Source organism: Microbacterium sp. MRS-1 (genome assembly GCF_000585455.1).
GTDB lineage: Bacteria > Actinomycetota > Actinomycetes > Actinomycetales > Microbacteriaceae > Microbacterium > Microbacterium laevaniformans.
On record NZ_JAUF01000055.1, the window covers coordinates 1 to 25,777 of the forward strand.

General features: G+C 69.3%; 27 protein-coding genes and 1 tRNA gene. 18 read left to right on the plus strand and 10 right to left on the minus strand.

What is annotated here, in order from left to right:
• Positions 1 to 90: 90 nt before the first annotated feature.
• The 3 genes from glgA (at position 91) to AS96_RS10120 (ending at position 2,526) form a co-directional block, all read left to right on the plus strand.
• A complete protein-coding gene (gene glgA / locus AS96_RS10110; protein ID WP_036289260.1) occupies positions 91 to 1,284 on the plus strand; it encodes a glycogen synthase in 1,194 nt (397 codons plus the stop codon).
• Positions 1,285 to 1,354: 70 nt separating this feature from the next.
• The gene (locus AS96_RS10115; protein WP_036289263.1) at positions 1,355 to 2,146 is read left to right on the plus strand and encodes an ABC transporter ATP-binding protein; all 792 of its coding nucleotides are present in this window, start codon (positions 1,355 to 1,357) and stop codon (positions 2,144 to 2,146) included.
• A 122-nt stretch (positions 2,147 to 2,268) separates the two neighbouring features.
• On the plus strand, positions 2,269 to 2,526 hold the full coding sequence (locus AS96_RS10120; RefSeq protein WP_036289266.1) for a type B 50S ribosomal protein L31: 258 nt from the start codon (positions 2,269 to 2,271) through the stop codon (positions 2,524 to 2,526).
• Positions 2,527 to 2,607: 81 nt separating this feature from the next.
• Here the strand turns inward: AS96_RS10120 and AS96_RS10125 are convergent, their stop codons facing one another.
• Positions 2,608 to 3,366 (minus strand): exonuclease domain-containing protein, encoded by a 759-nt coding sequence (locus tag AS96_RS10125; RefSeq protein WP_373876954.1) that lies wholly within the window; start codon positions 3,364 to 3,366, stop codon positions 2,608 to 2,610.
• Between the two features lie 89 nt (positions 3,367 to 3,455).
• Between AS96_RS10125 and AS96_RS10130 the strand changes: the two genes are divergently transcribed.
• Entirely contained in the window at positions 3,456 to 4,355 is a 900-nt protein-coding gene (locus AS96_RS10130; protein ID WP_036289271.1) for an alpha/beta fold hydrolase, read from the plus strand.
• Here the strand turns inward: AS96_RS10130 and AS96_RS10135 are convergent.
• Positions 4,315 to 4,875, minus strand: a complete 561-nt coding sequence (locus AS96_RS10135; protein ID WP_036289274.1) for a CGNR zinc finger domain-containing protein — start codon at positions 4,873 to 4,875, stop codon at positions 4,315 to 4,317. The genes AS96_RS10130 and AS96_RS10135 overlap by 41 nt on opposite strands.
• A gap of 130 nt (positions 4,876 to 5,005) precedes the next feature.
• Between AS96_RS10135 and AS96_RS10140 the strand changes: the two genes are divergently transcribed.
• Positions 5,006 to 6,013, plus strand: coding sequence for a DMT family transporter (locus tag AS96_RS10140; protein ID WP_016465306.1), 1,008 nt, complete (start codon positions 5,006 to 5,008; stop codon positions 6,011 to 6,013).
• On the opposite strand, the gene AS96_RS10145 is transcribed toward AS96_RS10140, so the two are convergent.
• Positions 5,943 to 6,422 (minus strand): Lrp/AsnC family transcriptional regulator, encoded by a 480-nt coding sequence (locus AS96_RS10145; protein ID WP_036289319.1) that lies wholly within the window; start codon positions 6,420 to 6,422, stop codon positions 5,943 to 5,945. The two genes, AS96_RS10140 and AS96_RS10145, sit on opposite strands and share 71 nt — an antisense overlap.
• Positions 6,423 to 6,599: 177 nt before the next feature.
• Between AS96_RS10145 and pdhA the strand changes: the two genes are divergently transcribed.
• The 3 genes from pdhA to AS96_RS10160 are packed head-to-tail and all read left to right on the plus strand — an operon-like array spanning position 6,600 to position 10,128.
• Positions 6,600 to 7,721, plus strand: coding sequence for a pyruvate dehydrogenase (acetyl-transferring) E1 component subunit alpha (gene pdhA, locus AS96_RS10150; RefSeq protein WP_081768037.1), 1,122 nt, complete (start codon positions 6,600 to 6,602; stop codon positions 7,719 to 7,721).
• A complete protein-coding gene (locus AS96_RS10155) occupies positions 7,718 to 8,737 on the plus strand; it encodes an alpha-ketoacid dehydrogenase subunit beta (protein WP_036289279.1) in 1,020 nt (339 codons plus the stop codon). Before pdhA ends, AS96_RS10155 begins: the two co-directional genes overlap by 4 nt.
• The gene (locus AS96_RS10160) at positions 8,734 to 10,128 is read left to right on the plus strand and encodes a dihydrolipoamide acetyltransferase family protein (RefSeq protein WP_036289281.1); all 1,395 of its coding nucleotides are present in this window, start codon (positions 8,734 to 8,736) and stop codon (positions 10,126 to 10,128) included. The genes AS96_RS10155 and AS96_RS10160 overlap by 4 nt, the downstream gene beginning before the upstream one ends.
• A 15-nt stretch (positions 10,129 to 10,143) precedes the next feature.
• Here the strand turns inward: AS96_RS10160 and AS96_RS10165 are convergent, their stop codons facing one another.
• Positions 10,144 to 10,767: a TetR/AcrR family transcriptional regulator gene (locus AS96_RS10165; protein ID WP_036289284.1), complete on the minus strand. Its 624-nt coding sequence runs from the start codon at positions 10,765 to 10,767 to the stop codon at positions 10,144 to 10,146.
• Between the two features lie 117 nt (positions 10,768 to 10,884).
• On the opposite strand from AS96_RS10165, the gene AS96_RS10170 reads away from it, so the two are divergent.
• Positions 10,885 to 12,081 carry an acyl-CoA dehydrogenase family protein gene (locus AS96_RS10170; RefSeq protein WP_036289286.1) on the plus strand — a complete coding sequence of 399 codons (1,197 nt, stop codon included), beginning with the start codon at positions 10,885 to 10,887 and terminating at the stop codon, positions 12,079 to 12,081.
• A 9-nt stretch (positions 12,082 to 12,090) separates the two neighbouring features.
• Positions 12,091 to 12,903: an HpcH/HpaI aldolase/citrate lyase family protein gene (locus AS96_RS10175; protein ID WP_036289289.1), complete on the plus strand. Its 813-nt coding sequence runs from the start codon at positions 12,091 to 12,093 to the stop codon at positions 12,901 to 12,903.
• A gap of 33 nt (positions 12,904 to 12,936) precedes the next feature.
• Here the strand turns inward: AS96_RS10175 and AS96_RS10180 are convergent, their stop codons facing one another.
• Together AS96_RS10180 and AS96_RS10185 are read right to left on the minus strand one after the other, a co-directional pair.
• Positions 12,937 to 13,545, minus strand: a complete 609-nt coding sequence (locus AS96_RS10180) for a histidine phosphatase family protein (protein WP_036289291.1) — start codon at positions 13,543 to 13,545, stop codon at positions 12,937 to 12,939.
• A gap of 30 nt (positions 13,546 to 13,575) precedes the next feature.
• Entirely contained in the window at positions 13,576 to 14,451 is an 876-nt protein-coding gene (locus AS96_RS10185; RefSeq protein WP_036289294.1) for a Sir2 family NAD-dependent protein deacetylase, read from the minus strand.
• Between the two features lie 105 nt (positions 14,452 to 14,556).
• Here AS96_RS10185 and AS96_RS10190 point away from each other — a divergent pair, with 105 nt between their 5' ends.
• Positions 14,557 to 15,348: a TrmH family RNA methyltransferase gene (locus tag AS96_RS10190; RefSeq protein ID WP_036289297.1), complete on the plus strand. Its 792-nt coding sequence runs from the start codon at positions 14,557 to 14,559 to the stop codon at positions 15,346 to 15,348.
• On the opposite strand, the gene AS96_RS10195 is transcribed toward AS96_RS10190, so the two are convergent.
• Entirely contained in the window at positions 15,345 to 16,217 is an 873-nt protein-coding gene (locus AS96_RS10195) for an SGNH/GDSL hydrolase family protein (RefSeq protein ID WP_036289300.1), read from the minus strand. The genes AS96_RS10190 and AS96_RS10195 overlap by 4 nt on opposite strands.
• A 95-nt stretch (positions 16,218 to 16,312) precedes the next feature.
• Between AS96_RS10195 and AS96_RS10200 the strand changes: the two genes are divergently transcribed.
• The 4 genes from AS96_RS10200 (at position 16,313) to AS96_RS10215 (ending at position 19,971) form a co-directional block, all read left to right on the plus strand.
• Positions 16,313 to 18,151 (plus strand): DEAD/DEAH box helicase, encoded by a 1,839-nt coding sequence (locus tag AS96_RS10200; protein ID WP_036289303.1) that lies wholly within the window; start codon positions 16,313 to 16,315, stop codon positions 18,149 to 18,151.
• A gap of 31 nt (positions 18,152 to 18,182) precedes the next feature.
• Positions 18,183 to 18,713: a hypothetical protein gene (locus tag AS96_RS10205; RefSeq protein WP_036289305.1), complete on the plus strand. Its 531-nt coding sequence runs from the start codon at positions 18,183 to 18,185 to the stop codon at positions 18,711 to 18,713.
• Positions 18,714 to 18,724: 11 nt separating this feature from the next.
• The gene (locus AS96_RS10210; protein WP_036289307.1) at positions 18,725 to 19,813 is read left to right on the plus strand and encodes a VIT1/CCC1 transporter family protein; all 1,089 of its coding nucleotides are present in this window, start codon (positions 18,725 to 18,727) and stop codon (positions 19,811 to 19,813) included.
• A gap of 73 nt (positions 19,814 to 19,886) precedes the next feature.
• Positions 19,887 to 19,971: transfer RNA gene (locus AS96_RS10215), tRNA-Leu, on the plus strand.
• A 79-nt stretch (positions 19,972 to 20,050) separates the two neighbouring features.
• Here AS96_RS10215 and AS96_RS10220 read toward each other — a convergent pair.
• Together AS96_RS10220 and AS96_RS14710 are read right to left on the minus strand one after the other, a co-directional pair.
• Positions 20,051 to 21,319 (minus strand): tyrosine-type recombinase/integrase, encoded by a 1,269-nt coding sequence (locus tag AS96_RS10220; protein WP_036289310.1) that lies wholly within the window; start codon positions 21,317 to 21,319, stop codon positions 20,051 to 20,053.
• A gap of 18 nt (positions 21,320 to 21,337) precedes the next feature.
• A complete protein-coding gene (locus AS96_RS14710) occupies positions 21,338 to 21,931 on the minus strand; it encodes a helix-turn-helix domain-containing protein (protein WP_051498836.1) in 594 nt (197 codons plus the stop codon).
• Between the two features lie 96 nt (positions 21,932 to 22,027).
• Here AS96_RS14710 and AS96_RS10230 point away from each other — a divergent pair, with 96 nt between their 5' ends.
• From AS96_RS10230 to AS96_RS10240, 3 genes are all read left to right on the plus strand, one after another.
• Positions 22,028 to 22,240: a helix-turn-helix domain-containing protein gene (locus tag AS96_RS10230; protein WP_036289324.1), complete on the plus strand. Its 213-nt coding sequence runs from the start codon at positions 22,028 to 22,030 to the stop codon at positions 22,238 to 22,240.
• 70 nt (positions 22,241 to 22,310) lie between these two features.
• A complete protein-coding gene (locus tag AS96_RS10235; protein ID WP_036289313.1) occupies positions 22,311 to 22,595 on the plus strand; it encodes a ribbon-helix-helix domain-containing protein in 285 nt (94 codons plus the stop codon).
• Positions 22,592 to 22,906, plus strand: a complete 315-nt coding sequence (locus AS96_RS10240) for a type II toxin-antitoxin system RelE/ParE family toxin (protein WP_036289316.1) — start codon at positions 22,592 to 22,594, stop codon at positions 22,904 to 22,906. The genes AS96_RS10235 and AS96_RS10240 overlap by 4 nt, the downstream gene beginning before the upstream one ends.
• Before the next feature lie 3 nt (positions 22,907 to 22,909).
• On the opposite strand, the gene AS96_RS10245 is transcribed toward AS96_RS10240, so the two are convergent.
• On the minus strand, positions 22,910 to 25,684 hold the full coding sequence (locus AS96_RS10245; RefSeq protein ID WP_051498837.1) for an AAA family ATPase: 2,775 nt from the start codon (positions 25,682 to 25,684) through the stop codon (positions 22,910 to 22,912).
• Positions 25,685 to 25,777 lie beyond the last annotated feature (93 nt).

Here is a 25,777-nt window from a genome sequence, read left to right on the forward strand (position 1 = left end):
TCCCGCGCAACTCGCGGCGGCTGGCCACCCCGCACCTTCTTGATCAACACGCCCTAGGCCCCCGTTCGACCGTGTACTAGCGTTCGTGACATGCGCGTCGACATCGTCACCAAGGAGTACCCGCCCGAGATCTACGGCGGTGCGGGTGTCCACGTCACCGAACTCGTCTCGGCGCTGCGGCGGAGCATCGAGGTGCAGGTGCGCGCGTTCGGCGGCGACCGCGAGGAGGCCGACACGACGTCCTACGGCGTGCCGGTCGAGCTCGCCGGCGCCAACCCCGCGCTGCAGACGCTCGGCACGGACCTGGAGATCGTCGGCGGTGTCGCGGGCGCCGATGTGGTGCACTCGCACACGTGGTACGCGAACTTCGCGGGGCACCTCGCCTCGCTGTTGCACGGAATCCCGCACGTCGTGACGGCCCACTCACTCGAGCCGCTGCGACCGTGGAAGGCGGAGCAGCTCGGAGGCGGGTATGCCGTGTCGAGCTACATCGAGAAGACCGCGTACGAGAACGCCGCTGCCGTGATCGCGGTCAGCGACGGAATGCGCCGCGACATCCTGCGCAGCTATCCCTCGCTCGATCCCGCGAAAGTGCGCGTGATCTACAACGGGATCGACGTGGAGGCGTGGCATCCGCGGGAGGACCCTACGCTTCTCGAGCGCTACGGCATCGATCCGAACCGCCCGTCGGTGGTGTTCGTCGGTCGTATCACCCGGCAGAAGGGCCTGCCCTATTTCCTTCGGGCCGCCGCTGAGCTGCCCGCAGAGGTGCAGATCGTCCTCTGCGCCGGCGCTCCGGACACGGCGCAGATCATGGCCGAGGTCGAGGGTCTCGTCCGTGACCTCCAGGCGCGCCGGGACGGCGTGGTGTGGATCGACGAGTTCCTGCAGCGCGACCAGCTCTGCGCGATCCTGACGTCGGCCACCACCTTCGTGTGCCCGAGCGTCTACGAGCCGCTCGGCATCGTGAACCTCGAGGCGATGGCCTGCGGGGCGGCCGTCGTCGGCACCGCGACCGGCGGCATCCCCGAGGTCGTCGTCGACGGGGTCACCGGGCGGTTGGTTCCGATCGAGCAGGTACAGGACGGGACCGGGACGCCCGTCGACCCCGACCGCTTCGTCGCCGATCTCGCGGCCGTGCTCACCGACGTGGTGTCCGACCCCGAGAGAGCGCGCGCGTACGGCGCGGCCGGCCGGGAACGCGCCGCCACGGCCTTCAGCTGGCAGGCGATCGCCGACGCCACGGAGGCTCTCTACCGTGAGGTCGCCGAGCGCGCGGACTGAGTGCGCGGACTGCGTGCGCGTCCGGCGCGTACCGCCGGGATGGCCGGGACGCCCCCGATAGGCTGGGGGCATGCCTCAGGTGCTCGAATTCGTCGATGTCGTCGTCCGCCGCAATGCTCGCAACATCATCGATCGCATCGACTGGCACGTCGCCGACGATGAGCGCTGGGTGGTCCTCGGACCCAACGGTGCCGGCAAGACCACCATCCTGCAGCTCGCGGCGACGCTGATCCACCCGACATCGGGTGAGGTCACGATCCTGGACGAGCGTCTCGGACGCACCGACGTGTTCGATCTGCGGCCGCGCATCGGGTTCGCGTCGTCGGCGATGGCCCGCCGGGTTCCGCCGGAGGAGACGGTGCTCGACGTCGTCCTGACCGCTGCGTTCTCCGTGCTCGGGCGCTGGAACGAGACCTACGAGGCGATCGACGAGCGTCGCGCACGCCGCGTGTTGGCCGAGTGGAAGCTGGACCACCTCGCCGAGCGCACCTTCGGGACTCTGTCCGACGGCGAGCAGAAGCGGGTGCAGATCGCCCGCGCCGTGATGACCGATCCGGAGCTGTTGCTGCTCGATGAGCCGACGGCGAGCCTCGACCTCGGCGCGCGCGAAGAGCTTCTCGAGCTGCTCAGCGGCTACGCGCAGGCGCCGACGACGCCGGCTATGGTGATGGTGACCCATCACGTCGAGGAGATCCCCGTCGGATTCACCCACGTCCTGCTCCTTCGCGACGGCGCTGTCGTGGCCGCGGGACCGCTCCAGGAGACGCTCACCGCGGAGAACCTCTCGGCCACCTTCGGCATGCCGATCGCCCTGACCGAGGAGGGCGGGCGCTACGCCGCGCGGGCTACGCACGGCGACTGAGATCCGGATTCTTCCGAGCGGCCTCAGGCTGGTATGATCGACCCTTGGTGCATGCGCGCCCGCGCCCGCATCACAGACTTTCCTCGCCCTGGCAAAATCCAGGGCACCACGTTAGGAACCCCATGAAGACTGACATCCACCCCGAGTACCAGGCGGTCGTGTTCCGCGACCTCGGCTCCGGCGAGACCTTCCTGACCCGTTCGACGGTCACGAGCGACAAGACGATCGAGCTCGACGGTGAGACCTACCCGGTCATCGACGTCGAAATCTCCTCGGCCTCGCACCCGTTCTACACGGGCAAGCAGCGCATCATGGACTCGGCCGGTCGCGTCGAGAAGTTCAACCAGCGCTTCAAGAACTTCGGCGGTTCGAGCAAGTAATCCGAATCCCGCGAAAGCCCCGCTCCGGCGGGGCTTTCGTCGTGGTGGGCGTCGAACGCCCACCACGACGAAAGCGGTCGATCAGCGGATCGGCCAGCTGCCGTCGAGGCGGTCGTCGGGGTCGAGCCGGCCGATGCGGATGAAGTAATCGGTGAGGCTGTCGGCCTGCGCGCGTGCCCACCCGATCTGACGGGTGTGCAGCTCGTGGACGGGTGCATCGAGCTCGAACCGTCGTGCCAGCGCCTGTGCGACCCGGCCCGCCGCGATCGCGTCGGCGGCCGCGTCGTGCGCGCCGACGAGCGGCACGGCGTAATGCGCCGCGACGGCTTCGAGGGTGCGCTTGCCGCGGCGGAAGCGGTCGTGTGCTTTGTCCAGCACGAGGGGATCGATGACCGGCGACGGCTCCAGGATCGGCGGGATGCCGTGTCGGAGCGCCTCGTATTTGAGCAGCGAGAAGTCGAACGGGGCGTTGTAGGCCACCACCGGGATGCCGGCGTCCAGCAGATCGCGCAGTGCAGAGACGACCTCCGCGATCACGGAGGGCGCGGCAGAGCCGTGCGCGCGGGCGTGTGCCGTCGTGATGCCGTGGACGGCGGTGGCGCCCTCGGGGATGTCGATACCCGGATCGGCGAGCCATGACCGCGCCCGAACGGCCGTGCCGCTGGCGTCGAGGAGACCGACATGGGCCGTGACGATACGGTCGGAGGTCACGTCGACGCCGGTCGTCTCCAGATCGAAGACGCCCACGGCATCCGCCCAGCCGAGGCGGGCAGGCCGGGTGGGAGCGATCGCGGCGGCCGGATCCTCCTCCCACAGGGGAATCGTCTGCCACGTCTGCATGCCCCCGAGGTTATGTGTGGGCGCCGACATCGCGGCGCAGGCGCGCGGGCACGACCGCCGGCGAGGGGGCAGCCTTCTAGACTTCTGGGATGACCGTCGCCTCGCCCTACGCCGACCGCCTGGCCGCCATCGCCGTGGGGCGCGACGAGATCGAGATCTCCGGGACGCGGACGGCGTACTGGGTGTACGGAGATCCCGCGGCGCCGATCACGCTCGTCGCCGTGCACGGATACCGCGGTGACCACCACGGACTGGAGCCGGTCGTGGCCTACCTCGACGGCATCCGCGTCATCTCGCCCGACCTCCCCGGGTTCGGTGAGACGCCACCGCTTCCGGGAGTGGAGCACACACTCGACGCCTACGCGCAGTGGCTGCGCGTCTTCGTGGATGCCGTGGCGCCGGGAGCCGTCGTGCTGGGGCACTCCTTCGGGTCGATCGTCGTCGCCGCGGCGGTCGCCGCAGGACTGCAGACCCCGCGCGTGATCCTCGTCAACCCGATCGGTGCCCCGGCACTGGAGGGGCCGCGCGGCGTCCTCACGCGACTGGCGGTGCTCTACTACCGCCTCGGCGCGAAGCTGCCGAAGCGGATCGGTGACGCGCTCCTGCGAAACCGCATGATCGTCCGCGTGATGAGCGTCTCGATGGCCAAGACCCGTGACCCGCTGCTGCGCCGCTTCATCCACGACCAGCACGACACCTACTTCTCCCTCTTCCACGATCGTGACGTGCTGTACGAGGGTTTCGTCACCTCCGTCTCGAACGACGTCCGCCGCTTCGCACCGGCGATCGCGCAGCCGACGCTGCTGATCGCCGCGGAAAAGGACGACATCACGCCGATCGAGGCCGAGCGGCGGCTGCAAGGGATGTTCCCCAACGCCGAGCTGGTCGCGATCCCCGCGGTCGGCCACCTCATCCACTACGAGACTCCGCAGGTGGCCGCAGAGGCGGTCAGGCTTTTTCTCGCGCCTTCCGGCGACGGTACGCGTTGACGTTCATGCGGTTGCCGCAGTTTCCGGTGTCGCAGTAGCGCTTCGAACCGTTCTTCGAGAAGTCGACATAGACCGACTCGCAGTCATCCGCCGCGCAGACGCGGACGCGATCCCACGCATCGGAGCGGATGACGTCGACGAACGCCATCGCCGATTCCACGAGCATCCGCATCGCCAGGGGGGCGTCGGGCGCCGTGGCATGGATGTGCCAATCGAACTGATCGTGGATGACGAGTTGGGGCAGTGCCCGACCATCGCGCAGCATCGCATTGACGAGCGGCACGGCGCGGTCGCGATCGACGTCCCACAGCGCCCGAAGGCGCGAGCGGTTCGCGCGGACGGCGGTGAGCTCGGCGGCATCTCGGCGGAAGGCTCCGGTGTAGGAGAACTCGGCGAGGTAGGCTGCCAGATCCGCCTGCGTCTGGAGGCGGTCGACGCCGGATGTGTCGGTGTCCGGCAGGGTGTTGACCAGGGCTGCGGCGGCACGCAGAGACATTTCGGTGTCATGGATGAAGACCACGTTGACTCCTGACCTCGCCGGGCGATAGTGTCACCAGTGTATTCGCTGTTCAGTCATGACAGCCCGCACTCGAACCCGAGGACCGCCGGTGTCTCGCACCGCTTCATCCGCCCGCACGACGGGGATCGTCATGGCCGTCGTCTCGGCCCTCGCCTTCTCTTCGAGCGGACCGCTGGTCAAGCCGCTGCTCGAGGCCGGGTGGTCGCTCTCGGCAGCGCTGGTCGTGCGCATGGGACTCGCCGCGCTGATCCTGTCGCCCGCTCTCGTGCGTGCGGCGCGGCGTGAGCGCGGATTCCTCCGCCGGCACGCCCTCTCGCTCGTCGCGTTCGGGCTCATCCCGGTGCTGGGGTGTCAGCTGCTGTTCTTCTCCGCGATGCAGCGCATGCCCGTCGCCGTCGCGCTTCTCATCCAGTACCTCGCGCCGGTGATGCTCGTCGGATTCGTCTGGATCCGTACGCGACGCGCCCCGTCGCGACTCGTGATCATCGGATCCGTCGTCGCGATCGTGGGACTCGTGCTCGTCGTCGACGTCACCGGCGCCCGATTCGACCTGCTGGGCACGCTGCTGGCCCTGGGCGCGGCACTCTGCGTCTGTGTCTATTTCGTGATGAGCGAGCGCACCGGCGACGACCTGCCTCCGCTCGCGCTGGCCGCCGGCGGGCTGATGGTCGGGGCCGGTCTCATGCTCCTGCTGGCGGTCGTCGGTGCGATGCCCCTGTCCGCGCCGGCCGTCACGCTCACGTTCCGAGGGATCGATGTTCCCGGCATCCTCGCCCTCGGGTGGGTCGGAGCCGTCGGAACGACCCTCGGCTATGCCTTCGGGGTCATGGCCGTGCCTCGCGTAGGCGCTCGATTGGCGTCGTTCATCGGCCTCAGCGAAGTGCTCTTCGCGCTCGGCTTCGCCTGGCTCCTCCTCGGCGAGGCCCCATCGCCGGTCCAGATCATCGGCGGTGCGGTGCTGTTGGCGGGGGTCGTGCTCGTGCGAATGGATGCCGGCGCCGCACCTCTCGCCCCGCTTGCGGCGGATGCCGTGCTGCCGCCGACGCCCGAGTTCTCGCCCGGCGAGGTCAGCGGATCGCGTCCTCCCGTGCCGACTCCAGGAGTGGGCGGATCCGATATCCGATCACTTCGCCCATGACCAACGACGTTTCGGTGCGTTCGACCCCGTCGATCGCGAGGATCCGCGCGTCGACGTCGAACAGGTGCTGGGTGTCGCGCGCAGCGACGCGCACCAGCAGGTCGACCTGCCCGCTCATGCCGTAGGCCTGCACCACCTCGGGGAGCGTCGCGATCGCCTGCGTGATGCGGGGCAACTCCGCCTGGCGCACGGTGACGCTCACCATCGCTTCGATCGGCAGGCCCAGTGCGAGCGGGGGGATGGCCCGTTCGAACGACTGGAAGACGCCGCCGCGCTCCAGGCGCGCCAGCCGCGCCTGGACGGTGTTGCGGGACAGCCCGAGCCGTTCGGCGAGCGCCACGACCGTGGCGCGGTGATCGTCGGCGAGCGCGTTCAACAAGTCGAGGTCGACGCGGTCAAGAGTTCCCATACTGCCCAACTGTACCAGCAGCAGCCGGCGCCGCATGGGCAACATGATCAGCGCGAGCAAAGATGCTTGAGCTAGGTGCCAGTTCGACGTAATCTTCCACGCAACCGGCGACGAGGCCGGCCCGGGCGGCCGCCGCGGTCCACAAGACAGCGGCTGAGCCAGAGAGGGATGACGACGATGTACACCCTGACGACAGACGAAGCGATGACCGCGCTCGACGACACGGCGCGACTGCTGAGCCCCGACGGGCGCCGGATCGCCGACCCGCGGCTGGATCCCTGGGTCGAGGACCTGGACGGCGCCGCGGTGCGCGGTCTGTACCGCGACATGGCGATCGCGCGCCGGATGGATGCCGAGGGTGTGGCGCTCCAGCGCCAGGGCCACCTCGGACTGTGGGCGCCCGCCCAGGGGCAGGAGGCGATCGCCGTCGGGACGGCGCGCGCCTGCCGCGCCGACGACTTCCTCTTTCCGAGCTACCGCGAGCTGAGCATCGCGATCCTTCGCGGCGGAGTGCCCGCCGACCTCGTTCTCGCCTGGCGCGGCGAGGTGCACTCCACGTACGACCCCTTCGAGCTCCGCCTGGCATCACCGCAGATCATCATCGGCGCCCAGACCCTCCATGCCGTCGGATACGCGATGGGTATCCAGCGCGATGGTGGCGATCAGGTGGCGGTGACCTACTTCGGCGACGGAGCGTCAAGCCAGGGCGATGTCAACGAGGCGATGGTGTTCGCGTCGTCGTTCACGGCCCCCGTCGTCTTCGTCTGCTCGAACAACCAGTGGGCGATCTCCGAGCCGGTCGCGGTGCAGTCGCGCTTCCCGATCGCGGGTCGCGCCCCCGGCTTCGGTATCCCCAGCATGCGGGTGGATGGCAACGATGTGCTGGCGTGCACAGCGGCGATGCGCTGGGCGCTGGAGCACGCCCGTCGCGGTGGAGGTCCCGTGTTCCTCGAGGCCGTGACGTATCGCATGGGCCCCCACACCACCTCGGACGACCCCACGCGCTACCGGGACCGCGAAGAACTCGAGGCGTGGCGGGCGCGCGACCCGCTGACGCGCCTGGAGGCGTTCCTGCGCGCCGCCGGTGACCTCGACGATGAGACGATCGCCGCGATCGGGAGGGAGGCCGACGGGCTCGCCGCGCAGATGCGTGAGGCGGTGCTCATGGCGCCCACCCGGCCGGCGATCGAGGTTTTCGATGACGTGTACTGCGAACCGCACACCGGCCTCGAGCATCAGCGCGCGCGTTTTGCGGCGTATCTGGACTCGTTCGCCGCCGACGCGGGGAGTGCGCGATGACGTCGCTGACGATGGGCGCGGCGCTGACGGCGGGCCTGCACCGGGCGATGGCGGCCGATGAGCGCGTGATCGTCATGGGCGAGGACATCGGCCGCCTCGGCGGCGTGTTCCGCATCACCGACGGCCTCCTCGATGAGTTCGGCCCCACGCGCGTCATCGACACCCCGCTCGCAGAGTCCGGCATCGTCGGCACGGCGGTCGGACTCGCGATGCGCGGGTTCCGCCCCGTCGTGGAGATCCAGTTCGACGGGTTTGTGTACCCGGCCTTCGACCAGATCGTCTGTCAGGTGGCCAAGCTGCACTACCGCACGCGCGGGCGCGTTCGCATGCCGCTGACCATCCGCATCCCCTGGGCGGGAGGCGTCGGCGCCGTCGAGCACCACTCGGAGTCGCCCGAGGCGTACTTCGTGCACACGGCGGGGCTGCGCGTGGCGGCCGTGTCGAACCCGCAGGATGCCTACACCATGCTGCAGCAGGCGATCGCCAGCGATGACCCCGTGGTCTTCTTCGAGCCCAAACGGCTTTACCACACCAAGGGCGAGGTCGATCTCGACGGCAACGTGGCCGATGCGGCTCCGATGGGTCTCGCGCGCGTCGAGCGAGAAGGTTCCCACGTCACACTGCTCGCCTACGGCGCGCAGGTGGCGACGGCGCTGGATGCCGCGATCGCCGCCGAAGACGACGGCATCTCCATCGAGGTCATCGACCTGCGCTCGCTCTCACCCGTCGACTACCGCACCATCGCGGCATCCGTCCGCAAGACGGGTCGCGTCGTGGTCACACATGAGGCCGGTGGTGAGGCCGGCGTGGGCGCCGAGGTCATCGCCAGTATCACCGAGCAGTGCTTCCACTATCTCGAAGCGCCTCCGCTGCGCGTCACGGGACACGACATCCCGTATCCGCCGGCCAAGCTCGAGAAGCACCACCTGCCCGATCTCGACCGGATCCTCGACGCCGTCGATCGCGTTCTCGACCGGCCGAACAGCCTCACGCCGACGGCAGGGGCGGAGCGATGATCGCGGAGTTCCTCCTTCCCGACCTCGGCGAGGGGCTGCCCGAAGCGGAGATCGTGCAGTGGCTCGTCGCCCAGGGCGATGACGTGCGTCTGAATCAGCCCATCGCCGAGGTCGAGACCGCCAAGGCGATCGTCGAGCTGCCTTCGCCCTTCGCCGGCACCGTGAGCGCGCTCCACGCCGCCGCCGGCGACGTCGTGGAGGTGGGCTCTCCTCTGATCGCGTTCGAGGTCGAGGCTCCCGCGTCGACACCCGGTGCCGCGCCCGAGCCGGGGCCCGCGGGCGCCGGGCGAGCGGAGCCCGAGCCCCCGCTGCCGAACCTCGTAGGATACGGCGCTGCGCCACGCGGCACGGGACGCCCGCAGCGCCGCGCCCGCGCGGGCGCGCGCCCCGACGAGCTCCAGGTCACCCAGACGGTCGCCGCACAGGTCATGCACGACGCCCCGCATGACGTGGTGACGCCGCTGAGGGACGACGTGCGTGATGAGCGTCCGCGCTCGACTCCGCCGGTGCGCGCCTATGCACGTGAGCGCGGCGTCGACCTGGCGCTCATCGAGGCATCCGGGGTCACCGGGATCATCCGACGCGATGACATCGACCAGTTCCCCGCCGGTCGCACCCTGAGCGCACCGGGCGCGTCGCCGGCTGATGCGCAGCGGGTGCAGCCCGCGGGGGCCGGACGGGCGGCCGGAGACCGGGAGACGCGCCTGCCGATCCGCGGCGTCCGCAAGCACACGGCCGCGGCGATGGTGCGCAGCGCCTTCACCGCCCCGCATGTCACGACGTTCCTGGAGGTCGATGTCACGGAGGCGACGCGGTTCGTCGCGAGCCTGCGCACCGACCGGCGACTGAACGGTCACCGCGTCGGCATCATGGCGGTGGCGGCGAAGGCCGTGTGTCTCGCGCTGCGCGCCGAGCCGACTCTGAACGCGGCATGGGACGAGGATGCCGCGGAGATCGTCCAGTACCACTACGTCAACCTCGGCATCGCCGCCGCGACGGAGCGTGGCCTCGTCGTCCCGCACGTCGCCGACGCCGACAGCCTCAGTCTGATCGAGCTCGCCGATGAGATCGGTCGTCTGGCGGAGACCGCGCGTTCGGGACGCACGAGCCCGTCCGCCCTCAGTGGCGGGACGTTCTCGATCACCAACTTCGGCGTCTTCGGGATCGACGCGGGTACGCCCATTCTGAATCCCGGCGAGGCGGGGATTCTCGGGCTGGGCTCGGTTCGGCGTCGGCCCTGGGAGCACGAGGGCGACATCGCGCTGCGTGACGTGATGACGCTGAGTCTGTCGTTCGACCACCGACTCGTCGACGGCGAGCAGGCGTCGCGCTTTCTGACGACGGTCGGTGACATCCTGCGCGAGCCGGGGCGTGCGCTGCTGTTCGGGTGAGCGGTGTCGCGCGGTTCAGGGGCTGGCGAGTGCTGCGTAAGCCATCTCGGAGAGGATCTGACGCAGGAGTGCGTCCGTCTCGGCATCCACCGCCACCTCCCGACGTGTGCGCACGACGTAGGGCGTGGAGTTGATCAGCCCGAACCCCGCGTGGGCCCGGACGCGCAGGTCGGTGTCGCCGCGGTCCGGGTGCACGGCGCGGAGCGCGTCGACCCACAACTCCATGTACTCGCGCTGCAGTCGGCGGACGGTGCCGCGATCCTCATCGCTCAATCGGGTGAGGTCACGGTCCTGCACGCGGATGACATCGGCGCCTCGCACTGCGAAGTCGACGTGGAAATCGACGAGCTCACGGAGGCAGCGCTGGGCGTCGTACCCTGCCGCCGTCACGCGGCGACCGCCGGTGAGCAGATCGTCGCTGGCTCGCAGGAGGATGGCGCCGAGGAGCGCGCGCTTGCTGTCGAAGTGGCGGTAGACGGCGGGCCCGCTGACGCCGACGGCCGAGCCGAGCTCTTCGAGGCTCACGCCGTCGAACCCGTGCTGGGCGAACAGGCGTGCTGCCGCCTCGACGAGTGCGTCCGCACGCTCCGCCTTGGCGCGCTCGCGAGTGGTGCGCGATGCCCGGGAGTGCGTTGTCATTCCAGTTAATCCTCGATAACCTGGACCGGTGGGTTAATGAACACTAACCCACACGCTCGTCCGTGCGCCACGCGCGCGCGTGAGCCGTTACGCGACCGCGACATCGAAGGAGATGGCATGGCGATCCTCGACCCCCACGACTACGGATTGAGCGACGAAGAGCGGGAGTTGGCGGGGATGGTCGGTGCCTTCGCCGACGAGCGAGTCGCACCGCAGGCCTATGAAGCCGACCGCACCAAGACCCTGCCGCTGGACATCGTCGCCGAGATGGGGGAGATGGGGCTGTTCGGACTCCCTTTCCCCGAAGACGTCGGCGGCCAGGGCGGCGACTACACCGCGCTCGGGCTCGCGATCGAGGCCCTGGCCCGCGTCGACCAGTCGATCGCGATCACGCTCGAGGCCGGCGTCAGCCTCGGCGCCATGCCCGTGTACCGATTCGGCAGCGACAGACAGCGAGAGGCGCTCCTTCCCGACCTGCTGGCCGGGCGTGCGCTCGCCGGATTCGGTCTCACCGAACCCGAAGCAGGATCGGATGCCGGCGCGACCCGCACCACCGCTCGTCTCGAAGGCGGCGAGTGGGTCATCGATGGAGCCAAGCAGTTCATCACGAACTCCGGCACGGCCATCACGCGCTTCGTCACCGTCACGGCGGTGACCGGCCACAGCGGCGCGCGCAAAGAGATCTCCACGATCATCGTGCCCTCCGGAACCCCCGGCTTCACGGTGGGCCCGGCGTACGACAAAGTGGGGTGGCACGCGTCCGACACCCATCCGCTGAGCTTCTCGGGCGCCCGCGTCCCGGCGGAGAACCTGCTCGGCGAGCGCGGCCGCGGCTTCGCCAACTTCCTCAGCATCCTCGACGAGGGCCGCATCGCCATCGCGGCTCTGGCCACCGGCGCGGCGGAGGGCTGTCTGGAGGCGGCCCTGGACTACGCCGGCAGTCGCATCGTGTTCGCCGAGCCGCTGGGCTCACGCCAGTCGATCCAGTTCGTGCTGGCACGGATGCAGCAGCGCGTGCACGTGTCGCGACTGGCGTGGCTCCATGCGGCGCGCCTGCGCGACGCGGGGCGTGCCTTCGCGACCGCTGCCGCGCTGGCCAAGCTCACGGCGGGGGAGGCGGCGATGGACAATGCGAGGGATGCGACGCAGATCTTCGGCGGCAACGGATTCATGAACGAGTACCCTGTCGCGCGTCACTATCGAGACGCGAAGATTCTCGAGATCGGCGAGGGGACCACCGAGGTGCAGCTCCTCCTGATCGCTCGTGCCCTCGGACTGACCAGCCTCGGCGTCGGTGCACGAGAGGCCCGGTAGCGTGAACGCATGACCGCCGATTTCACGCTCGGACCCGCCCTGCTGTTCTGCCCGGCTGATCGTCCGGAACGCTTTGAGAAGGCCCTCGATCGCGCCGATGGCGTCATCCTCGACCTCGAAGACGCTGTCGCACCCGCCGACAAGGTGGCGGCGAGGGTCGCGCTGATCGACTCACAGCTCGACCCCGAGCGCGTCATCGTCCGAGTGAATGCCCTCGGGTCCGCCGAGATCGTCTCCGACCTCGCCTCGCTCTCGCAGACCGATTACCGCCGCGTGATGGTCGCCAAGGCGGAATCGGCGACGGCGATCTCGCGCATCGACCCGCGGTTCGACGTCATCGCGCTGTGCGAGACCGCTCGCGGCATCGTCGCGGCCGAGAAGATCGCCGCTCAGGACAACGTCGTCGCCCTCATGTGGGGCGCGGAGGACCTCGTCGCTTCGCTCGGAGGGACATCCAGTCGCACGCCGAAGGGGCGCTACCGCGATGTCGCACGTGCCGCCCGTTCGCGTCTTCTGCTGGCGGCGGGAGCGGCGGGTATCGCGGCGATCGACGCGGTGCACCTCGACATCGCCGACGAGAAGGGGCTGGCGAAGGAGGCGCGGGATGCCGCCGCGAGCGGCTTTCGGGCCACCGCGTGCATTCATCCGGCGCAGGTCCCGACGATCCGGGCCGCCTACCGGCCCGACCCCGATACGCTCACCTGGGCCCGCGACGTGCTGGACGCCGCCGTCGGCGAGCGTGGCGCCTTCGCGTTCCGTGGTCGGATGATCGACGAACCGGTGCTGCGTCACGCCCGCACCCTCCTCGCCCGCGGAATGTGATGCCGCGGCATCCACGGAGGGATCGCGCGGAGGTCAGGTCATCGGGATCGCGGCGTAGGACTGCACGCTGAGACGGTCGCGCTCCACGAGGAAGCGATGCGTGGACGCGTTGGCCAGACGCTCGCCCTCGAGCGGGAACGCACCGGCAGACGCGTGCCGGATGACCTCGCGGATGAGGGCGCCGTGGGAGACGACGACCACGGTGGGCGCCTGCGGTGCGGCGTCGCGGCGGGCGTCTCGGACGGCGCGCTGGAGACCCGCGAGCGCGCGGCGGCGCACCTGCGGCCAGGTCTCCGCCTCCGGCACCTCTGCCTCGGCCCACGATCCCCACCGGTCGCGGAACTCCTCGACGCTCGCGCCCTCGGCGATGCCGTACGAACGTTCGCGCAGCTGCCGGTAGGTTCGCGGCGCCGGCACTGCCAGAGTGGCGGCGATGATCCGAGCGGTCTCGACGGCGCGCGACAGGTCGCTCGAGGCGACGACCACGGGCCCGACCGCCGAGAGCTCCTGCTGAAGTCGCTCGGCGACCTCTCGCGCCTGAGCGCGGCCGATGTCGTTGAGGGGGATGTCGGTGGAGCCCTGGATGCGTCTCGTCGCGTTCCAGTCGGTCTCGCCGTGGCGCACGAGGATGAGGGTCGTCACGCTTCGAGCCTAGGCGAGGTCGGCGTGGGTTCAGCGCGCCGCCGGCAGCGCGCGGGCGAACGCGCGCAGCACCTCGGTCGTGCCCGCGTCGATCTTGACCGTCGCACGCGCATCGCCGCGTGTCTGGCCGCGGTTGACGATCACGACCGGGAGCTTGCGACGTCGGGCGCGCTCGAGCAGTCGGATGCCGGAGTTGACGACGAGAGACGAGCCGGCGATGACGAGGGCCTCGCTGGTCTGTACCAGCTGCTCGGCCTCGGTGAACTTGGCGACGGGGATGTACTCGCCGAAGAAGACGACGTCGGGCTTGAGCATCCCGTTGCACACGCTGCAATCCGGCACGACGAAGCCGTCGCTCGAGGAGGGGAGGACGTCGCCGTCGGGGCCGAGCTCGACGGCATCCGGCACCGTGATCCAGGGGTTGTCCGCCTCGACGCGCGCCGCCAGGTCGCGGCGATCGAACACCTGCCCGCAGTGCGTGCAGAGCACGCGGCGCATCGTGCCGTGCAGTTCGACGACACGGCGGCTGCCCGCGCGCACGTGCAGGCCGTCCACGTTCTGGGTGATGACCCCGCTCGCGATACCGCGGCTCTCCAGCTCGGCGAGGGCGAGATGGCCGTCGTTCGGCTGAGCGGCGGCGAAAGCGCGCCATCCCAGGTGGCTGCCGACCCAGTACCGTCGGCGAGAGGACGCACTGGAGAGGAACTGCTGCGCCGTCATCGGGGTGCGTGTGGGAGCGCCCTTGCCGCGGTAGTCGGGAATGCCGGAGTCCGTCGACACACCCGCGCCGGTGAGCACCGCGATGCGCCGACCCGAGAGGGCATCCACAGCGCGCTCGACGGCATCCGCGGTCTCCGGATCGAGGTGCGGTACGGCCTCGTGCGAGTGATCCAGCAGCGTCGACATGGCGTCCTCCCTCCATCGATCCCACCTCGAGACTACGCGCCCCGCTTTTCGCGGAGGTTACGCCGTGGCCCGCTGCACCCGCGCGCGGCGTGACAGCATGGACGGATGCCTGTCGTGCGCATCGACGATCCGACCGATGACCGTCTCGCGGACTACCGCGACCTGACCGACGTCGCCCTGCGGCGTGTGCTGGAGCCCGCGGGCGGTCTGTACATCGCCGAGTCGTCGAAGGTGATCGCCCGCGCCGTCGCCGCGGGCCACCGGCCACGATCCCTGCTGGTGCAGCAGAAGTGGCTGGACGATACGGCGCACCTCGCCGGTGACGCCCCCGTCTACCTGGTCGACGACGACGTGGCCGAGCGACTCACCGGCTACGCCGTGCACCGCGGAGCACTCGCGGCGATGCACCGGCCGTCTCTGCCGCCCGTCGAGGAGGCCGTCGCCGGTGCGCGCCTGGTTCTCGTCCTGGAGGACATCGTCGACCACACCAATGTCGGCGCGGCGTTCCGCGCAGCCGCCGGGCTCGGCGCCGACGCCGTGCTGGTCACGCAGCGCTGCGCCGACCCGCTCTACCGTCGGAGCGTTCGCGTCAGCATGGGGACGGTGTTCCAGGTGCCGTGGACCCGTCTGCCCGACGAGGCGGACGGGGGCTGGAGCGCGGGCCGCGACCTGCTGCACCTGGCCGCCCTCGCGCTCGCCGACGATGCGGTCGCCCTCGACGCGTTCGCCGCCGCTCGTCCGCCGCAGGTCGCGCTGCTCATGGGCGCCGAAGGCGACGGGCTCTCGCGGCGCGCACTGGCCGCGGCCGACACGGTCGTCACGATCCCGATGACCGGCGGCGTCGACTCCCTCAACGTCGCGGCGGCCGCGGCCGTGGCGCTCTGGGCCCTGCGCTAAGCCTGCCGACCGGGGCCCGCGGTGCGGTCGCGGGCCGGAGCCTCGACGGTGACCGGCAGCGGCTCGGGGCGCTTCGCGGTGATGTTGTCGCCCGAGGACTGATGGCGAAGGCGACGCAGCACCCAGGGAACGAAGTGCGTGCGCGCCCAGACGAGGTCGTTGGTGCGCGCCTCGCGCCAGGTGAGCTGCGGCAGGGGGTCGGGCTGCATCGGCTGCAGATCGTTCGGCACGTTGAGCGCACGCAGCACCATGCGGGCGATCTCGTGATGGCCGAGCGGGTTGTAGTGCAGGCGATCGTCGTCGAAGAATCGCATGTCCTGCACCTCCTTCAGCGCCCACTGGTCGGCCACGATGCAGTCGTAGCGGTCGGCGATCGCCCGGATATTCTCGTTGTAGATGGCGACGCGCCCGCGGATGCCGCGGAACACCGGCGTGAACTCGGTGTCCACACCGGTGAAGACGAGAAGCGTCGCACCCTGCGAACTCAGCCGGGCGACGGCATCCTCGAACTGCTGCGCCACGGCGTCCGGGTCTCCGTTGGGACGCAGGACGTCGTTTCCGCCGGCGGAGAACGTGATGAGGTCGGGGTTGAGTGCGAGCGCGGGCTCGACCTGATCGGCCATGATCTGCGCGATCAGCTTGCCCCGGACGGCGAGGTTGGCGTAGGCGAAATCGTCCACCTGGGCGGCGAGCACCTCGGCGACGCGGTCGGCCCACCCCCGATGGTCGTCGGCCGTGCCGGGAATGGGGTCGCCGATGCCTTCGGTGAAGGAGTCGCCGATCGAGACCATGCGACGCCAGGGGTGCGCGCTCTCGTTGGGGATGTACGGCGAACGGTGCTCGTCGGGGGTGGCTTCGTTCCTGCGCATGACTCTCCTGACTCGTGGTCTTCTTCGAGGCTACCGGCCAGAGGCCTTCCCGCAGAGAGCCGCCGTGGGGGAGGCGTCGTTTAGGGTGGTCAGTCGTGGACGGGACGGACGAGCGAGGACAGGAGCACTTCGGCAGCTTCGCCGCCGAACACCTTTCGCCCGCCTTCCCGCAGCGCGCCCCCTGGGGAACGGCGCAGAATCTCCGCGCGTGGCAGGCCGAAGCGCTCGAGGCGTACTTCTCCGCCGACGGACCAGACGGCGTGGGTTCCGGCCCACGCGACTTCCTCGCCGCCGCGACCCCGGGCGCCGGCAAGACGACCTTCGCGCTGCGTCTGGCGAGTGAACTGCTGCGCCGCGGCATCGTGGACCGCCTCGTCGTGGTCGCGCCCACCGAGCACCTGAAGACCCAGTGGGCAGATGCGGCAGCTCGTGTCGGCATCCGACTCGACCCGCGGTTCACCAACCGTCAGAGCGCGCCCGCTCGTCATTTCCACGGCGTCGCCGTCACCTACGCTCAGGTCGCCGTGAAGGCGTCGGTGCATCAACGTCTGACGATGGACGCGCGCACGCTCGTGATCCTCGACGAGGTGCACCACGGCGGTGACGCGCTCAGCTGGGGCGATGCGCTGCGCGAGGCATACGGTCGCGCGACGCGCCGCCTCCTGCTGTCGGGCACACCGTTTCGCAGCGACACGGCACCGATCCCGTTCGTCGAGTACCACCCGAACGAGAAGGGCATCCGCCTCTCGCGCACCGACTACAACTACGGCTACGGGCGCGCGCTCGCGGACGGCGTCGTGCGTCCCGTGCTGTTCCTCGTCTACGCCGGCAAGATGCGCTGGCGCACGAAGGCCGGCGACGAGCTGGAAGCCCACCTCGGTCAGGACAACACCAAGGACGTGACCGCCCAAGCCTGGCGCACCGCCCTCGATCCGGAGGGCGACTGGATCCCCGCCGTGCTCCGCAGCGCCGACCGCCGGCTGAGCGAGGTGCGCCAGGACGTCCCGGATGCCGGGGGACTGGTGATCGCCACGGATCAGACGGCGGCGCGCGCGTACGCCGCGATCCTGCGCGAGATCACCGGCGAGGCGCCGACCGTCGTGCTCTCCGACGACAAGGCCGCCTCGGGCCGCATCGAGACGTTCGGCACGGCGACGACCCGTTGGATGGTCGCCGTGCGCATGGTGTCCGAAGGCGTCGACGTTCCTCGCCTCGCGGTCGGTGTCTATGCCACGAGCGCGTCGACGCCGCTGTTCTTCGCGCAGGCGATCGGCCGCTTCGTGCGGGCCAGGCGCCGGGGCGAGTCGGCATCCGTCTTCCTTCCCAACGTGCCGGTGCTGCTCACGCTCGCCGGGGAGATGGAGCGCGAGCGCGACCACGCCCTCGACCGCGAGGGCGGCGACGACGACGGGCTCGAAGACACCTTGCTCGCCGAGGCGGAACGAGAGGACAAGGCCTCCGACGACCTCGAGCAGGAGTTCTCCTATCAGGCGCTCGGTTCGGTCGCCCACTTCGACCGTGTGCTCTACGACGGCAAGGAGTTCGGTCAGCTGGCGGTGCCGGGAACGCCCGAGGAGGAGGAGTTCCTGGGCCTTCCGGGACTGCTCGAGCCCGAGCACGTCCACGAACTGCTCATGCAGCGCCAGTCCCGCCAGAGCCGGCACCGCCGCGCCCGCCAGGCGAAGGAGGGTGCGGCGGTCACCGAGGCACCGGATGCCGAGTCGACACTGCCGCCGGCGCTGCACCGCACGCTGCGCGAACAGCGTCAGCTGCTCAACAGCCTCGTCGGTCTCTACGCGCGCCAGAGCGGAGAGCCGCACGGGGCCGTGCACGCGGAACTCCGCCGGATCTGCGGGGGACCCGAGGTCGCGCGAGCGACGGTGGCACAACTGCAAGCGCGGATCGAGGTGCTGCGCTCGCGCGTGCGCTCCTGATCGAGCCTCGGCGACGGCTACACTCGCGCGCATGTCGCGGGAGTACGCCTTCACTTCGCACTGGCTCGTGCCGGTGTCCGCCGAGGAGTGCTGGCGCCTGTGCGAGCGGAGTCTGACGACGGGCGTCGTCGCGTGGTGGCCGGCCGTCCGCGTCGAGCCCCAGCCCCACCCGCCCACGCCCGGCGACGTCGTGCGGCTGCAGGTGCGCAGCCCGTGGGGGTATCGTCTGCGGGTCGCGCTCACGATCACCGCCGCTACGCCGCCCCGACTGTTGGCGGCCGCGAGCACGGGCGACCTGGCCGGTCGGGGGAGTCTCCGGCTCACGCCCGAAGGCGGCGCCGCCGGTGCGCGGACGGGGCTCACGTGGGTGTGGGAGGTGGCCCTCGTCCGCCGGTGGATGCGGGTGGCGAGCCCCGTTCTGCGGCCCGCGTTCGCTGCCGCGCACGCGATCGTGATGCGCCGCGGCGAGCGCGGACTCCTGGCCGAGATCGCGCGGGGTTCGGACGTCCGAAATGCTGGCAATCCCGGCGATCGGGAGTCACCCGGCACCACGCGCGGCTAGCGTGAACTCCCGTGACCGCGCAGCCCGTTCCCACGCCTCGTGACCGCCGCCGTTGGGCGCGCTACCTCGCCGACGAACGCGCGGAAGCGCAGGTGTACCGCGACCTCGCGCAGCGCCGGGAAGGCGAGGAGCGCGAGATCCTGCTGGCCCTGGCCGACGCCGAGGGGCGCCACGAGGCGCACTGGCTCGAACTGCTCGGCGGCGAACCGTCGCGCCTGCCCTCTCCGGGCCTCGGCTCCCTCCTGCTGGGATGGATGGCTCGGCGGTTCGGCTCCATCTTCGTGCTCGCTCTGGCCCAGAACGCGGAAGGGCGCTCGCCGTACGAGAGCGAGCCGTTCGCGACGGCACGCATGGTCGCTGACGAGAAGATCCATCGTGAGGTCGTGCGAGGTCTGGCCGCGCGCGGGCGGCGGCGATTGTCTGGCACGTTCCGCGCCGCGGTGTTCGGCGCCAACGACGGCCTCGTCTCCAACCTCGCTCTCGTGATGGGCATCGGCGCCACCGGCGTGGGGGCGCAGTTCGTGCTGTTCAGCGGCGTCGCCGGCCTTCTCGCCGGCGCCCTGTCCATGGGGGCGGGGGAGTACGTGTCGGTGCGCTCACAGCGGGAACTGCTGGATGCCACGGAGCCGAGTGACTACGCCGACCATGTGCTGCCGGACCTCGACCTCGATGCCAACGAGCTCGCTCTGGTCTACCGTGCGCGGGGTGTCGGTGAACGCGACGCCCAGGAGCGTGCGCGCCAGATCGTCGAGGCCGCGCAGGCCGCCGACCGCAGTGAGCCGTACCGCTTGCACCGCGCCGCCGGAGCCGATCACGAAGTGGTCGGCAGTGCTCTGGGCGCCGCCGGGTCGAGCTTCCTCTTCTTCGCGTCCGGCGCGATCATCCCGGTGCTGCCCTGGATCTTCGGGCTCAGCGGGCTCCCCGCCGTCGTCCTGGCCCTCGTGCTCGTCGGGACGGCGCTGCTGGGCACGGGAGCGATGGTGGGCCTGCTGTCGGGTGCGCCGCCGCTGCGGCGAGGGCTGCGGCAGCTGGCGATCGGTTTCGGGGCGGCGGCGGTGACGTACGTGCTCGGTCTGCTCTTCGGTGTCTCGGCGGGATGAGCCCGGCCCCGATTCCGCGTCTGGCTCGGAATCTGGTACTGTCGATCTTCGGTTGCGAAACCGAAAACCACCTGCGCGGGTGGCGGAATAGGTAGACGCGCTAGCTTGAGGTGCTAGTGCCCGTATAGGGCGTGGGGGTTCAAGTCCCCCCTCGCGCACGAATGGAAAATGGTCTCTGACCAGGAGTTTTCAACTCTTGGTTGGGGGCCATTTTCGCGTCATGTGCTCAGTTATGTGCTAAGCGTTCCCGAGACGCGCCGCGAAGCGGTTCGCTGCGGCCTTCTGCATCGTCGGGGTGACGTGACTGTAAATGTTCATCGTCGTGGTGATGGTGGAGTGCCCGAGGCGTTCCTGCACCACCTTGGGGTGCTCGCCCAGTTCCAGCAGGAGCGTGGCGTGCGTGTGCCGGAGTCCTTTGATCGTGACTCGGGTCATCGTGCTGTCGAGCGCGGTGATCTTCTTGAGACGGCGATCCCAGCGGCTGGTCATCGCGTCGGGTGAGCGGATGTCGCCGTTATCGTCGCCGAACACGTAGGCGTCGGCCTTGCCCAGCTCGAACGAGACTTCCGCTCGGGCGACCTTGTAAGAGGCCATCACTTTGAGGGTGTCGAGATCGACGTCGATGACGCGGGCGCTGCCGGTCTTGGTCGTCTTGGTCTTCGTCCAGTCGTCGGTGTTGACCGCGCGGCGGATGCTGACCCTTCCCGTCTTCTGGTTGATGTCACCCCACTTCAATGCCAGGGCTTCCGAGCGGCGCATCCCGGTGTAGGCGAGGAGTCGCCACAGCGGGAAAAGCTCGTCCTTCAACTCGTCGCGATCCCAGGTGAGGAATCGGTTGAGCTGATCGGCGCTCCACGTCGCGATCTCTGGTTTCTGCGCCCGCACCTCGCTGGCCTTGGGCGCGTTCACGGTGCGCTTCTTCTTCGCGGGGTTCACGACGATCAGTCCGTCGTCTATCGCCGCGTCGAGGATCGCGCCGAGCACGACGTGCACCTTGTTCACCGTGTTCGCCGAGAGGCCCTGCCCTTTGCCGTACTCGTCCTTGCGGCCGGACTTTTCCAATTCCCGGTAGTGGGTGCCGATTCGGGTTGCGGTGAGCTTGTCGAGCCTGATCTTGCCGAGATAAGGCGTGATGTGGTTGCGGATGATCTTCCGGTAGCCCTTGATGGTCGAGTCCGCCAAACGCAACGACGATACCCAGTGCTCGGCGTAGACGCCCACGTTGGGAATCTTCCCGAGGAACTGCTCGTGCTGGGCGCGCTTCTTGATCGCCTCGGTGAGTGCGGCCTGTGCTTCTTCGAGATCGAGGAACCCGCCGCGCGTGATGCGCTTCTCGCCCAGTTCGGGCTTCTCGGGGTCTTTGAGGACGTAGAGCTGGAACTTCCACCGCTTGCCCTTACGGGTCTGGTAGTCGCCCAGTGACCCCGCATGCCGGGTACGCGAACGTCGTTGCCTCTGTTGTTCACCCCCGTCGCTGATGTCCGTGGGTGGCTTCTTCGCGGTCATGGTCTTCCCTCTCTCTGGTCAGTCGGTGAAGCGGTCGAGGTAGTCGACTGCGTCGAACACGCGCCCGGTCGAGTCGACCTGGACGCCGCGTTCGCGCACGACGCGCTCACGGGCGCGCGCATCCACGAGCTGGCGCGTGTAGGCGTCGATGGTCGCCGGGGCTGCGCCGCTGTTCTCGGCGCTCATGCGATTGAGCGTGTCTTCGAGGAACCGGGAGCGATTCAGACACCCCACCCATTCCTGCTGCCAGTACTGCAACAGCCCCTCATCGGTGAGGATGAGTTCTCCGCGCATCCACTTGTCGATCTCCTCGGGCAGATACCCCTCGGGAACGCCCGTCAGCGTCGTGGCATCGTCCGGCGGGGTGAGGAGCGCGGCCGGGGTGGTTCGAAGGATGTAGGCGATGACGGTGAGGTCATCCACGTCTACCCTGCGATCCCCGGACTCGAGTTTGCTAATCCCCGAGGGAGAGAGCTTGCGCCCGGTCTCACCGATAGTGTCGGACAGGGTGCGCAAGTCCATGCCGATGGCTTGACGCGCCGCGCGGATGTTCGCGGCGACGTGCGTGTTCGTGATTCCTGCGGGGTTGCCCCGTAGTCGCTCGTTTTCCATATAGGAATCGTACTGCGCGATACTTGACAGTGCAAGACCTCGCGTTTACTGTGGTAGGCACTCCTACTTGCGCGCGACGGAACGGACGGTGTGATGATGCGACAGAGCACTCTCGACATGGACGACCTCCGAAAGCGGCGCAGCTTCGTCATTACTCGACAGGAAGCGGCCGATGCGCTCGGTGTCGATCCGCGCACGATCACCGCGAGCATCAATGACGGCACGATTCCCTCGGTCAAGCTCGGCCGTCGCGTCGTGATCCCGCGCGACAAGTTCATCGCGATGTTCTCGGATGACTCCTCGCGCTGAACTTGTGACCTCTGTTCAGAGTGGGATCGAGCGAGTAGGATTGAGTCCTACTCGACAGGCAGGAGTCGCTATGCGTACCACCAAGCAGCTCAGCATCACTCTCCCCACCGGCATGGCTGACGCTCTGAAGGAGCGCGTCTCGTCGGGCGCGTACGCGAGCGAGAGCGAGGTCGTGCGCGATGGCCTGCGGGCATTGTTCGCTCGTGAGGAGGCCGTCGAGTCGTGGCTGCGCACCGAGGTCGTCGCGGCCTATGACGAACTGCGCGCTGACCCGTCGCAGGCGATCAGCGCCGACGACATGCGCGCGCACCTCGCGGGCGTCCATACGAAGCGGACGGCCGCGAGCGGCGCATGACTCGCCGCATCGTCTACTCGCCCCGCGCACGAGAGCAGTTGACCGACCTCTACACCTGGATCGCCGACGAGTCCGGCTTCCCGGATCGTGCGGAGAACTATGTCACGGCGATTCTCGATTACTGTGACGACCTCGCGACCTTTCCATTCATCGGTGTCGCACGAGACGACTTTCGCCCTGGCCTGCGCACGCTCGGCTTCCGCAAGCGCGTCGTGATCGCCTTCGCCGTCACCGCCGAAACCGTCGACGTGCTTGGCATCTACTACGGCGGCCGTGACTACGAATCGCTCATCATGGGCGAGGCGGAGTAGCTGTCACAAGCCCAGCGACGGGCGGTTGCGATCCGAGCCGGTGCGCCCGTGGTCGCGAGCTTGCGCATTCACTCTGCGGGTGCGAGCTTCACGCGCGAGACGAGCCTGTTCTGCGGCCTTGCGCTGAGCCCTGATCCTCGCGGCGGCGTCTCGCACGGGCATGCTGCGTAGCCGTTCTGCTTCCTGACGGGCGTCGTTTGCGGTGCGCGCGGCCTTCGCTTCTTCCTGGTCGGGGTGGGTGAACTCGTAGCGCAGCGGGTCGCGTCGTACGCGTTCGGCCCCGTAGATGTCGGCGTGGAGCGCGCGGCGCTCGTTACGGTGCCGCTTGTCCATCGCCTCGGCCACCGTGTGCGCGTCGCTGACGGTCTGTTCGGCGTCGAGAACGCGCGGGTCACGACGCGTGAGCCGTTCGGACGCACCGGACGCCCACGCTGCCACGTCGTCGAGGTTGAGGGGTGACCCGCCCCAACGTGCTGTCATGCGTGCGCGGCTGGCGTCGGCCTGCTTCGCGGCGGCTTGGTGTTCCTTGCGCGCACCGCGCCTTCCGAACCGACCTGTCGTGGCGAGCTTCGTCCGGGCTTCGGCTTCGTGGTCGAGTGCGGCGAGGTGTTCGAAACCGTCGGCTGTGGCGGCGTTCTGCAGCGGTTCGAGGACGTCGGCCTCCACCTGAGCGGCGTACTCGGTAGCGGCCTGGATGATGGATGCCTGCTCGTCCTTCTCGGCCTGCTGACGCTGGTCTTGCATGTCGAGGCGTGCCCCGGCACGTTCCCACCATTCGGCGCGCTTCTCGGCTTTCGCCGCTTTCTTGTCGAGTTGCGCGATCCGGGTGTTCACGAACTTCACGGGCCCGCCGTCCACGAGGCCGCGCACGGCGTCGGTGGCTCGTTCGGTGGCGTCGGCGAGGCCACGGTCGGCGCTGTCGCGTTCCATCGCATCGACGAACATCTCGCGTGCGTCATCGAGACTTCCGGCGATGATGTGCAGGGCGTTCTGCTCGCGGCCGCGGGTCATGCCGACGTACACCGATGCGCCGCTCATGCTCTCGGTGAGGATCGTGTGCGATGCGGGCGCGGTCACGCCCTGCACGCCGTAGGCGGTTGCCGCGTACGACAAATGCGTGTGCTCGCGCATGTACTCGGCGGGCAGATGCCGGGAGTGTTCGCGCTTGCGATCGTCGTGGGCGTCGATCACCCATGCGCTGCCGTCGGGGTCGACGTGCTGCACGATCCACTGCTGACGGTTCGCGACCCCGAGGCGGGTATCGTTGCGTCGGGTCTGGATCAGGTCGCCCGCACCGATGCCGAGGCCGTCGTTCCCGGTCGTCGTCGCGGTGTCGTTCACGAGGCGGCGCGAGACCCGCTCCGCGCGGATGCGCTCGTTCATTTCGGTAGCGTCGTCGTTCGTCGCGACAGTGACCGTCTCGCCGTCGCGGACATGCTGGGAGAGCTGTTCGTGCAGCGCTTCACCGTCGGCGTGGAGGTGGATCAGGCCGAGTTGCTGCATCTGGTCGAACACTGCGCCGGGGTCGCGCCGGTCGCGCATCTGAGTTGTGAGGTCGGCATACGCGGGATCGGTGAAGCGGTGCACTTCGGTCATGTCGACGGTGCGCCCACGAATCTGAGCGGCCATGTCGAGGACACCGCCCCGGCCGACGGCAGGGAGTTGCGCACGGTCGCCGACGAGAGCGACGGTTGCACCCGATTCGGCGGCCACGGTGAACAGAGCGAGGGCGGTGTCCAGATCGAGCATCCCGGCCTCGTCCACCACGATCCGCTCGCCACGACGCAACACTGCGTCCGGGGGCGCTCCCGTATAGGTTGCACCGGTCAGCGGATCGGCATCGCCAGGTTGCAGGCGCGTCCACACGCCATCGGCATTCCACCTATAGCCAAGGGCATGGACGAGCGCGGCGACGGACTCGGCGGGCACGCCGAGTTCCTGGTGCGCGACCTCTGCGGCGCGCTTGGTCGGCGCAACCACTCGCACACCGCGCCCGTCGTCATTCGCTGCGGCAATCGCCGTGGCGAGCATGGTCGTCTTGCCCGCACCGGCGGCACCTTCCACGATCACCAGGGGATCGGTCGATGCGACCGCTGCCGCTGCATCGAGCTGCCCCGCATCGAGACGCTGGCGCGACCGCTCCGCGACGCGCTCGACGCTCGGGTGCGCATGCTCGCTGTCGGGTGTGCGGGCGGTGAGGAGATCGCGCAGCTCGGTCTCGGCCTGCACGACGCGCAGCGAAGTGAGATGCGCGACCTGCTCCGGTGCGGGCGCGCCGTCGGGAAGGATTGAGAAGCAATCCTCGAGCGCGAGCTGCGTCGACAACTCGACCAACTCGCGCACCTGCGCAGGGGTTGCACGCACACCGTGCTCGGTGATGATCCGCGTGGCGTGCTCCTGCACGTCGTGCGGCGTCCACGCCGACGATGCGGCAGCGCAACGATCCAACGCACGCGATGCAATCTCCTGCACCGACACTTCATCCGACCGCACCGACACATGCGCCGGCCGGCGCGTCAGCGTCTCGGGGTCGTAGCCGGCCTCGCGCAGTTCACCGAGCCACGCGGCCTCCTCGCGCATCGTGGTCGGCTTCTTCGCAGGTCGCTCGAACGCCCAGGACTTCGCCGTCAGCCGCGACGACACGACCGGCCCCATCGTCTCGTCCGGATGCGCGGCTTCCCACTCCGCCTCCAAGCGCGTTAGGTTCTTCTCCACCTGCGCGCCCCGCTTACTCATGAGCTGGTTGAACGGCGCAAGCTCGGCGACCTCGCCGGTCACCGGATCAAGAGAGAGGCCGTGACGATCCAGCAGACTCCCACTGTCAACTGGGTGCAGATCTTGGTGTGTTTGCGTGGGCGCGCTGAAGGCGCC

Coding starts and splice junctions, on each gene's coding strand:
- AS96_RS10130 (WP_036289271.1), top strand. CDS start 3,456: ATGACCGTCGCCTCGCCCTACGCCGACCGCCTGGCCGCCATCGCCGTG.
- AS96_RS10240 (WP_036289316.1), top strand. CDS start 22,592: ATGACTCGCCGCATCGTCTACTCGCCCCGCGCACGAGAGCAGTTGACC.
- AS96_RS10235 (WP_036289313.1), top strand. CDS start 22,311: ATGCGTACCACCAAGCAGCTCAGCATCACTCTCCCCACCGGCATGGCT.
- AS96_RS14710 (WP_051498836.1), bottom strand. CDS start 21,931: ATGGAAAACGAGCGACTACGGGGCAACCCCGCAGGAATCACGAACACG.
- glgA (WP_036289260.1), top strand. CDS start 91: ATGCGCGTCGACATCGTCACCAAGGAGTACCCGCCCGAGATCTACGGC.
- AS96_RS10190 (WP_036289297.1), top strand. CDS start 14,557: ATGCCTGTCGTGCGCATCGACGATCCGACCGATGACCGTCTCGCGGAC.
- AS96_RS10205 (WP_036289305.1), top strand. CDS start 18,183: ATGTCGCGGGAGTACGCCTTCACTTCGCACTGGCTCGTGCCGGTGTCC.
- AS96_RS10125 (WP_373876954.1), bottom strand. CDS start 3,366: ATGCAGACGTGGCAGACGATTCCCCTGTGGGAGGAGGATCCGGCCGCC.
- AS96_RS10195 (WP_036289300.1), bottom strand. CDS start 16,217: ATGCGCAGGAACGAAGCCACCCCCGACGAGCACCGTTCGCCGTACATC.
- AS96_RS10230 (WP_036289324.1), top strand. CDS start 22,028: ATGCGACAGAGCACTCTCGACATGGACGACCTCCGAAAGCGGCGCAGC.
- AS96_RS10170 (WP_036289286.1), top strand. CDS start 10,885: ATGGCGATCCTCGACCCCCACGACTACGGATTGAGCGACGAAGAGCGG.
- AS96_RS10220 (WP_036289310.1), bottom strand. CDS start 21,319: ATGACCGCGAAGAAGCCACCCACGGACATCAGCGACGGGGGTGAACAA.
- pdhA (WP_081768037.1), top strand. CDS start 6,600: ATGTACACCCTGACGACAGACGAAGCGATGACCGCGCTCGACGACACG.
- AS96_RS10115 (WP_036289263.1), top strand. CDS start 1,355: ATGCCTCAGGTGCTCGAATTCGTCGATGTCGTCGTCCGCCGCAATGCT.
- AS96_RS10185 (WP_036289294.1), bottom strand. CDS start 14,451: ATGTCGACGCTGCTGGATCACTCGCACGAGGCCGTACCGCACCTCGAT.
- AS96_RS10165 (WP_036289284.1), bottom strand. CDS start 10,767: ATGACAACGCACTCCCGGGCATCGCGCACCACTCGCGAGCGCGCCAAG.
- AS96_RS10175 (WP_036289289.1), top strand. CDS start 12,091: ATGACCGCCGATTTCACGCTCGGACCCGCCCTGCTGTTCTGCCCGGCT.
- AS96_RS10140 (WP_016465306.1), top strand. CDS start 5,006: ATGGCCGTCGTCTCGGCCCTCGCCTTCTCTTCGAGCGGACCGCTGGTC.
- AS96_RS10145 (WP_036289319.1), bottom strand. CDS start 6,422: ATGGGAACTCTTGACCGCGTCGACCTCGACTTGTTGAACGCGCTCGCC.
- AS96_RS10160 (WP_036289281.1), top strand. CDS start 8,734: ATGATCGCGGAGTTCCTCCTTCCCGACCTCGGCGAGGGGCTGCCCGAA.
- AS96_RS10155 (WP_036289279.1), top strand. CDS start 7,718: ATGACGTCGCTGACGATGGGCGCGGCGCTGACGGCGGGCCTGCACCGG.
- AS96_RS10120 (WP_036289266.1), top strand. CDS start 2,269: ATGAAGACTGACATCCACCCCGAGTACCAGGCGGTCGTGTTCCGCGAC.